Here is a 7,493-nt window from a genome sequence, read left to right on the forward strand (position 1 = left end):
CGTACTTCTACGAGTTCCGACACGAGATGCGGATCGACTACGAGGTCGAGGGGGCGTGCGCGGCGTGAATCTCGATAACGGTGCCTCCGGCGGGGGCGACGAGCAGTACGGCGGAGTGGGACAGACCCGGACGCGGCTGCCCGAGCGGGGGGGCGATGTGTACGGGGGTGCCCGGCGGGGCCGGTCATCGTCCCGCAGCCTGGTCACGGTCGTCGGCGTGGTGGTCCTCCTGGTCGCGGCGATCGCCTTCGCGAACCGTGGGGGCGGGGACTCCTCCTCGGGCAACGGCAACAACAAGCCGAACACGGCCTCCACGGCTGCCTCCGGCACGCGCCCGGTCAAGTCGAAGTCGGCTGGCATCCCGTCGGGCTTCGCGCACGACCAGCAGGGGGCGGAGTCGGCCGCGGCGAACTATGCGGTGGCGTTGGTTTCGGCCGACATCCTGAGGCCCGCGCGGCGCAGCGAGATCCTGCAGCAGGTATTCGTCCCCAACCAGGTGCCCGCACTCGCCGACAAGTTCAACAAGGCGTACAACAAGGACTTCCTGAACAACGTCGGCTTGGACGAGAGCGGCAACCCGACCGCGGGCCACACGTACGTCTCGCGCACGATGCCCATCGGCACCAAGACCACCAAGTACTCGGACACCACGGCGACCGTCGAGGTCTGGTGCACCGGTGTGTTCGGCACGACGGGCGATGAGTCGACGAACCCAGTCTCCAACGACTACTTCACCATGACGTTCGCCATGCGCTGGTCCAGCGGCGATTGGAAGGTCGCCAGCTTTTTCCAGAAGGAAGGCCCAGCGCCTGTCAACGGCGACAACAAGATCTCAACGTCTGAGGAGATCTCGAAGGCCGTCGAGGAGTTCGGAGGCTTCAGCTATGCCCGATAGGCCACTCCGCACTCTCAACGTCGCTGCGGTACTCACGGCCGTACAGGCCTCCGCCGTCTGGATGGCCACGCGAGCCGCCGCAGCACCATCCCCCTCCCCATCGCCCCCTCAGTCAGACAGCAACTGCGATCTCATCGTCGGCCCGGCCAAGCAGTACTGCGAAAACGGCAACACCCCCGGAGGCCCCGGCACCGACTCCAACCCCCTCACCGACACCCTCGACCCCCTCTCCTCCCTCGCCAAGGGCTGTGCTGACGCCGCCTCCTGGACCGTCGACAAGCTCAGCGAGGCCGTGAAGGAGACCGCCGGCGTCGACTTCACCAACCAGCAGTTCCTGCACCAGTACGAGATCGTCTTCGCCGCGTCGACCATCCTCACCCTCCTGCTGTGGCTGCTGGCCGTGGCCAAGAGGGCCGTGCGGGGCGTCCCGCTCACCACCGCCCTCTCCGAAGCGGTCGGCTTCCTCTGGCTCACCGTGCTGGCCTCCGCCTTCACCCCCCTGGTGCTCTACACGGTCGTGTCCGCGACCGACAGCGTCAGTGACGTCCTCGCCAAGGCCACCGGCGACCAGACCACCACGTTCTTCGGCGCGTTCTCCGGCGCGCTCAGCAAGGGAACAGACATCGGCGGCGGCCCCATCATGCTGATCCTGGTGTCGCTCGTGTCGATCCTCGCGGCGGGCGTTCTCTACATGGAACTGTTCCTGCGGGCCGTCCTGCTGTACGTCGGCGCCCTCCTCGGCGTCGTCGTCTACTCGGGCCTCGTCGACAAGAACCTCTGGGTCCACGTCCGCCGCTGGGCGGGCATCATGATCGCCGTGATCCTGGTCAAGCCGGTGATCGTCATCGTGCTCGGGCTCGCCGGCGCCCTGGCCACAGACGACGGACCGGACTCCCTTGCGGCCGTGGTCTCCGGACTCGCCATCATCCTGCTCGCCATCTTCGCGAGCGCCATGATCTACCGGTTCGTGCCCGGTTTCGGCGACGAGATCGCCGCCTCCCGCAACAACCGCATCATGCAGGGCGCCGAACGCAAGGCCGCCGCCGTCATCAGCTCCCCGGCCACCCTCGTCGCCCAGGGCATCAAGACCCACAGCACGCGCGCCGACAGCAACGGCGGCGGCGGCAACCAGCCGCCGCGCCCCGCCAACCCCATGTCCGGCGGCGTGGCCGCACACAGCACCCGCACCCCGGGCGGCGGATCCGTCCCCGCCGCAGCGCCTCCGCCGCGCACCAGCCCCGCCGACACCCCGCACGCCAGTAGCACCCGCAACAGCAGTACTCATCGCACGGGAGGTGAAGGGCGTTGACGACCGAGTCCCACGTGTCCCATCCGGTCACGCCCCGCCGGACGTATCTGATCGGCCGCGCCCGGCCGAACGCGATCATCGGCCGCAACCGCGAGTCCGGCGAGATCGCGCTGATCATCGCGGGCGCGTTCCTCGGAATGATGTGCGGGCTCCTCGTCCCCCTCCTCGCGCTGCGTATCGTGCTCCTGATGGGTTTCCCGCTGCTCGCCCTGGCCGCCGTGTACGTCCCGTACAAGCACCGCACGTTCTACAAGTGGTTCGAGATCAACCGCACGTACAAGAGGACGCTGCGGCAGGGAACGACGTACCGAAGCAGCGTGATGGAAGCCGGCACCCGCCTCGACGGACGCGAGGTCGAGATCGGACCGCCCCCGGGCATCGGGCGCATCACCTGGCTCGCCGCCCCGTTCGGACCCGACGAGATCGCCGTACTGCTGCACGCCGACCGGCGGACCGTGACGGCCGCCATCGAGATCGAGGGCCCCGGCGTCGGCCTGCGCGACAGCGAGGACCAGGAGGCCCTGGTCGACCGCTTCGGCACGCTCCTGAAGCATGTTGCGAACGGTGACGGCTTCGTCACCCGCCTCCAGATGCTCGCCCGCACCCTGCCCGCCGACCCGGACGCGCACGCGAAGGACGTCGCCCAGCGGGGCGACGGCCGCTCCCCGGCCTGGCTGCGGCAGTCGTACGACCAGCTCCAGTCCATGGTGTCGACGAGCAGCGAGCAGCACCGCGCCTACCTTGTGGCCTGCATGCACTACACCCGTGAACTGGCCGCCGAGGCCCAGGCCATGGCGCGGGCCGCTCGCCCGCAGGGCGGCAGGAAGGTCGACCGGGACGCGGGCCTCGCGGTCGTCATGGCGCGTGAGCTCACCGACATCTGCTCGCGGCTCCAGGAAGCCGACATCCGAGTGCGGCAGCCGCTGGGCCAGGGACGGCTCGCCTCCCTCATCCACTCCATGTACGACCCCGACCATCCCATCGATCACATCCAGGCGATGACCAGGCGCAACGCCTGGCCGGCCGAACTCGACGCCATGGAGCCCACCTACCTCCAGGCCAAGACCCGCGAGTCGTCGACGCGTGCGCCCTGGTGCCATGCCACCGCGTGGGTCAGGGAGTGGCCGATGACGCCGGTCGGCGTCAACTTCCTGGCGCCGCTCCTGGTCCACACCCCGGACGTCATCCGCACGGTCGCCGTCACCATGGACCTCGAACCCACCGAGGTCGCCATCGAACGCATGCTGACCGAGAAGACGAACGACGAGGCGGAGACCAGCCGAGCGGCCAAGATGAACCGCACCGTCGACCCGCGTGACATCGCCGCCCACTCCCGACTCGACCAGCGCGGCGAGGACCTAGCCAGTGGCGCCGCGGGCGTCAACCTGGTCGGCTACATCACCGTCTCCGCCCGTTCGCCGGAGGCGCTGGCCCGGGACAAGCGGACCATCCGGGCCTCGGCCGGAAAGTCCTACCTGAAGCTGGAGTGGTGCGACCGCGAGCACCACCGCGCCTTCGTCAACACGCTCCCCTTCGCCACCGGCATTCGGAGGTAAGGACCTGATGCGGGATCCGCTGTCCGTCCTGACCGACGCCTTCACGTCCTTCCTCTTCGGCAAGGTCGAGACCACCCGGCTGCCCGTCCGCACCTCCACAGGCCAGGCCCAGGCCGTCTACCTGCCGACGGCCGCGCCCGGCCTCGGCGACTCCGGCGTGATCATCGGCCGCGAGGTGTACTCCGGGAAGGGCTACATCTACGACCCCTTCCAGCTGTACGGTCAGCAGCTCCCGGCGCCGCACTGGCTCGTCCTCGGAGAGTCCGGCAACGGCAAGTCGGCCCTGGAGAAGACGTACGTCCTGCGCCAGCTGCGCTTCCGCGACCGGCAGGTCGTGGTCCTCGACGCCCAGGGCGAGGACGGGGTCGGCGAGTGGAACCTGATCGCGGAGGAGCTGGGGATAACTCCCATCCGGCTCGACCCGACGGCTGCGCTCGACCACGGCATCCGGCTCAACCCGCTCGACCCCGCGATCACGACGACAGGACAGCTCGCGCTGCTCCGCACGATCATCGAGGTAGCGATGGGGCACGGCCTGGACGAACGGTCCGGCTTCGCCCTGAAGGTCGCGCACGCCTTCGTCAACGAGACCATCGTCGAGCGCCAGCCGGTACTGACGGACATCGTCGAACAGCTGCGCCACCCCGAGCCCGAGTCCGCCGAGGCGATGAACGTCGCGCTGGACGACGTCCGGGCCTGGGGCCTGGACGTGGCGCTGGTCCTGGACCGCCTGGTCGACGGTGACCTGCGGGGCATGTTCGACGGGCCCACGACGGTCGGCATCGACCTCGACGCGCCGCTGATCGTGTTCGACCTGTCCCACATCGACCGCAACTCGATCGCCATGCCGATCCTGATGGCGATCGTGGGCGTTTGGCTGGAGCACACCTGGATCCGCCCCGACCGGAAGAAGCGCATCTTCCTGGTCGAGGAGGCCTGGCACATCATCAACAGCCCGTTCGTCGCCCAGCTGTTCCAGCGACTGCTGAAGTTCGGCCGGCGGCTCGGTCTGTCCTTCGTGGCGGTCGTCCACCACCTCAGCGACGTGGTGGACGGGGCCGCCGCCAAGGAGGCGGCCGCGATCCTCAAGATGGCGTCGACCAGGACGATTTATGCCCAGAAGGCTGACGAGGCACGGGCGACCGGGCGGGTCCTCGGCCTGCCACGCTGGGCCGTGGAGATCATCCCGACGCTGACGCCCGGTATCGCGGTCTGGGACGTCAACGGCAACGTCCAGGTGGTCAAGCACCTGGTCACGGAGACCGAGCGGCCGCTCGTGTTCACCGACCGCGCGATGACGGAATCGGCCCGCGACCGGCAGACGGACGACGCACTGCACGCGGCGGAGTTGGAGGCGGAGGAGCGGGCGGCAGCATTCATGGAACAGCGGCTGACCGACATGGACGGCTCGTCCGAGTCCACGGTGGCATAGGCATGGGATCCCGATGAGACCAGGCAAGGAGCAGCGGGACGGCCAGGGCGGCATCCCCGACGGTCTGTTGGTGGGCGTGCTGGCCTTCCTGCTCGGTGTGACGCTGATGGTGTGGACGGCCACGGGCCTCGCGGGCTGGTTCGCCCACGGCGCGTGGCCCCACGGGGTACGGCTCAGCAGCACTCCGGTGGCGATGCGCCACCTGATCGCCGAGCCCCATGACATCGCGGCCGCCTGGCCCGGCACCCCGGCGGGCCAGCTCTCCGGCTACGGGCTGTTCTGGGGCCTGTTCATAAGCGAACTGATGGTGCTGTTCGTGCTGACCGTCTTCGCGATCGGCACGGTGGCACGCTGGAAGGCGCTACGGGCGCGCCACAGGGCCGCGGCCCCGACCGCCGTTGCGCCGGCACCCGCCGCCGGCCCGCCGACCCCGGCCGTGGGTGTCCCGGCCCGGGACGCCGGCACGACGCTGGTCGCCGATCCGGCACCGGTTCCCACACCCCGCCCCGGTGCGGTGGAGCACCGTGCCCCCGAGCCCCCGGCTCCCGCCCAGACCGCCGTCGAACAGGTCGCCACCGCCACCGCGGAGGCCGTCATCAGGGCCACTGAACACGCCGGCGCGATGAGCGAGCGGACCGGGCACAAGGCTTCACCGTCCACCCCGTCGACGCCCGCGTCGGTCGTCCTCGGCGCGCCCGACACCCGTCATCCCGCCGCCGCCCAGGCCGTACGCGACGCCGAGGGGCCCGTGCTGGTCGTCACGTCGAGCCCCGAGCTGTGGTCCGACACGAAGGACGCGCGCGCCAAGCTCGGCCCGGTCCTTCTCTACGACCCCTCGCATCTGTGCGACACCCCGGCCCGGCTCCACTGGTCCCCGTCCGCCGGCTGCGAGGACAAGGCCACCGCGGCGGCCCGCGCCGTCGCGTTGCTCGCCCCGGTCCGCCCCACGGCCCGTATCGACCAGGCGGTCGCGGACGTCGCGGAGACGCTCCTGCGGAGCTATCTGCACGCGGCGGCCGTAGAGAGCCGCACCATCCGGCACATCCACCGCTGGGCCCAGGGCACCCAGGTCCAGGAGGCGGTACGAGCACTGCGGACGAACCCCAAGGCGTCATCGGGTGCGGCCGGCGAGCTGGAGGCCGCGCTCACCTCGCACCCCGAACGCCGGGACGTGGCACAGGAACTGACGGCACGTGCGCTGTCCTGCCTCTTCACGGTCAATATCCGCGAGGCATGCACAGCCAACCGAAGTGACAGCCTTGCCTTGGATTCCTTCGTCAACGAAGGGGGCACGCTTTATGTGGTGGGTGAATCCATCGAGGACCCCAGGCAGCACCCCGGCGCCATGCCGCTGCTGACGGCCCTCGCCTCCAGCGTGGTCGAGCGCGGCCGGCGCATGGCCGAACGGTCATCTTCCGGTCGCCTCGACCCACCACTCACCCTCGTCCTGGACGATGTGGCGGCCGTGGCTCCGCTCCCGCAGCTCCCCGAGCTGCTCTCCACCGGAGCGGACCGCGGCCTGCCGACGCTGGCCCTGCTGCGCTCACGCGAACAGGCCCGCGCACGCTGGCCGCACTACGACCTGCCGGTGCAGAACCGCTAGGACCGCTCGACCATCATCTCCAACTCCGAGTCCTCCCCGTCCCCCGACAACGGCACGGTGACCCCGGTCGGCACGAACCCGGCCTTGCGGTAGAAGGCTTTGGCCCGCTCGTTGTCCTCGTGGACGATGAGCCGCACCCGCTCTGCGCCGCGCTTCCACGCCCACTCCAGGCCGGCGTCGAACAACGCCTTGGTCAGCCCGGTCCCGCGATGTTCGGGCCGCACGAACACGCCGACGACGTGCCCCTGCCTCCGCTCCACAGGGAACCCGGCCCAGTCCGTCGTGCCGGCCTCCTCGACCAGCACGGTCAAGGTACCCACCCAGGTCCCGTCCGGGGTCTCGGCGATGATCTGCTGCGCCCCGGTCTCCCCTTCTGCGCCTCGTGCCGCACGTTCCTGCCAGAACGAGTCCGGCTTGGCGGCCGCGTCCTCGTAGGTCTCCAGGAACGCGAGATGGGCGACCGGGTCCTGGAGCGCGGCGAGCCGCAGGTTCTTCGCGGCGGGCCAGTCTTCGGGACGTATGGAGCGGATGACGTGAGACATGCGGCCACGGTAACGGCCGAGCGCGACGGAAGCGTCCTTATTTACCCGGGAGCCACGGCCGCACACGATCAAGGACCGGCGTCGACCGGAGACAGAACGCGAAAGAGCCCCAACTCACGGGCAAATACCCGGAGTTGGGGCTCTTTCTCAAAACTT

General features: G+C 69.7%; 6 protein-coding genes. 5 read left to right on the forward strand and 1 reads right to left on the reverse strand.

Going from position 1 to position 7,493, the window contains the following annotated elements; translation table 11 throughout:
- The first annotated feature begins 64 nt into the window (after positions 1-64).
- From VXC91_RS11300 to VXC91_RS11320, 5 genes are read left to right on the forward strand one after another with little or no spacing between them, the layout of a single operon-like run.
- Positions 65-895 carry a hypothetical protein gene (locus VXC91_RS11300; protein WP_329506980.1) on the forward strand — a complete coding sequence of 277 codons (831 nt, stop codon included), beginning with the start codon at positions 65-67 and terminating at the stop codon, positions 893-895.
- Entirely contained in the window at positions 885-2,204 is a 1,320-nt protein-coding gene (locus tag VXC91_RS11305) for a hypothetical protein (RefSeq protein WP_329506981.1), read from the forward strand. Before VXC91_RS11300 ends, VXC91_RS11305 begins: the two co-directional genes overlap by 11 nt.
- Complete coding sequence (locus VXC91_RS11310; protein ID WP_329506982.1) at positions 2,201-3,760, forward strand: SCO6880 family protein; 1,560 nt, start codon at positions 2,201-2,203, stop codon at positions 3,758-3,760. The genes VXC91_RS11305 and VXC91_RS11310 overlap by 4 nt, the downstream gene beginning before the upstream one ends.
- A 7-nt stretch (positions 3,761-3,767) precedes the next feature.
- Complete coding sequence (locus VXC91_RS11315) at positions 3,768-5,192, forward strand: ATP-binding protein (protein ID WP_329506983.1); 1,425 nt, start codon at positions 3,768-3,770, stop codon at positions 5,190-5,192.
- A 13-nt stretch (positions 5,193-5,205) separates the two neighbouring features.
- Positions 5,206-6,795: a type IV secretory system conjugative DNA transfer family protein gene (locus VXC91_RS11320; protein WP_329506984.1), complete on the forward strand. Its 1,590-nt coding sequence runs from the start codon at positions 5,206-5,208 to the stop codon at positions 6,793-6,795.
- Here the strand turns inward: VXC91_RS11320 and VXC91_RS11325 are convergent.
- Complete coding sequence (locus VXC91_RS11325; RefSeq protein ID WP_329506985.1) at positions 6,792-7,337, reverse strand: GNAT family N-acetyltransferase; 546 nt, start codon at positions 7,335-7,337, stop codon at positions 6,792-6,794. The two genes, VXC91_RS11320 and VXC91_RS11325, sit on opposite strands and share 4 nt — an antisense overlap.
- Between the last annotated feature and the right edge of the window lie 156 nt (positions 7,338-7,493).

This window comes from Streptomyces chiangmaiensis (genome assembly GCF_036281785.1).
In the GTDB taxonomy this organism is placed as follows: Bacteria; Actinomycetota; Actinomycetes; order Streptomycetales; family Streptomycetaceae; genus Streptomyces; species Streptomyces chiangmaiensis.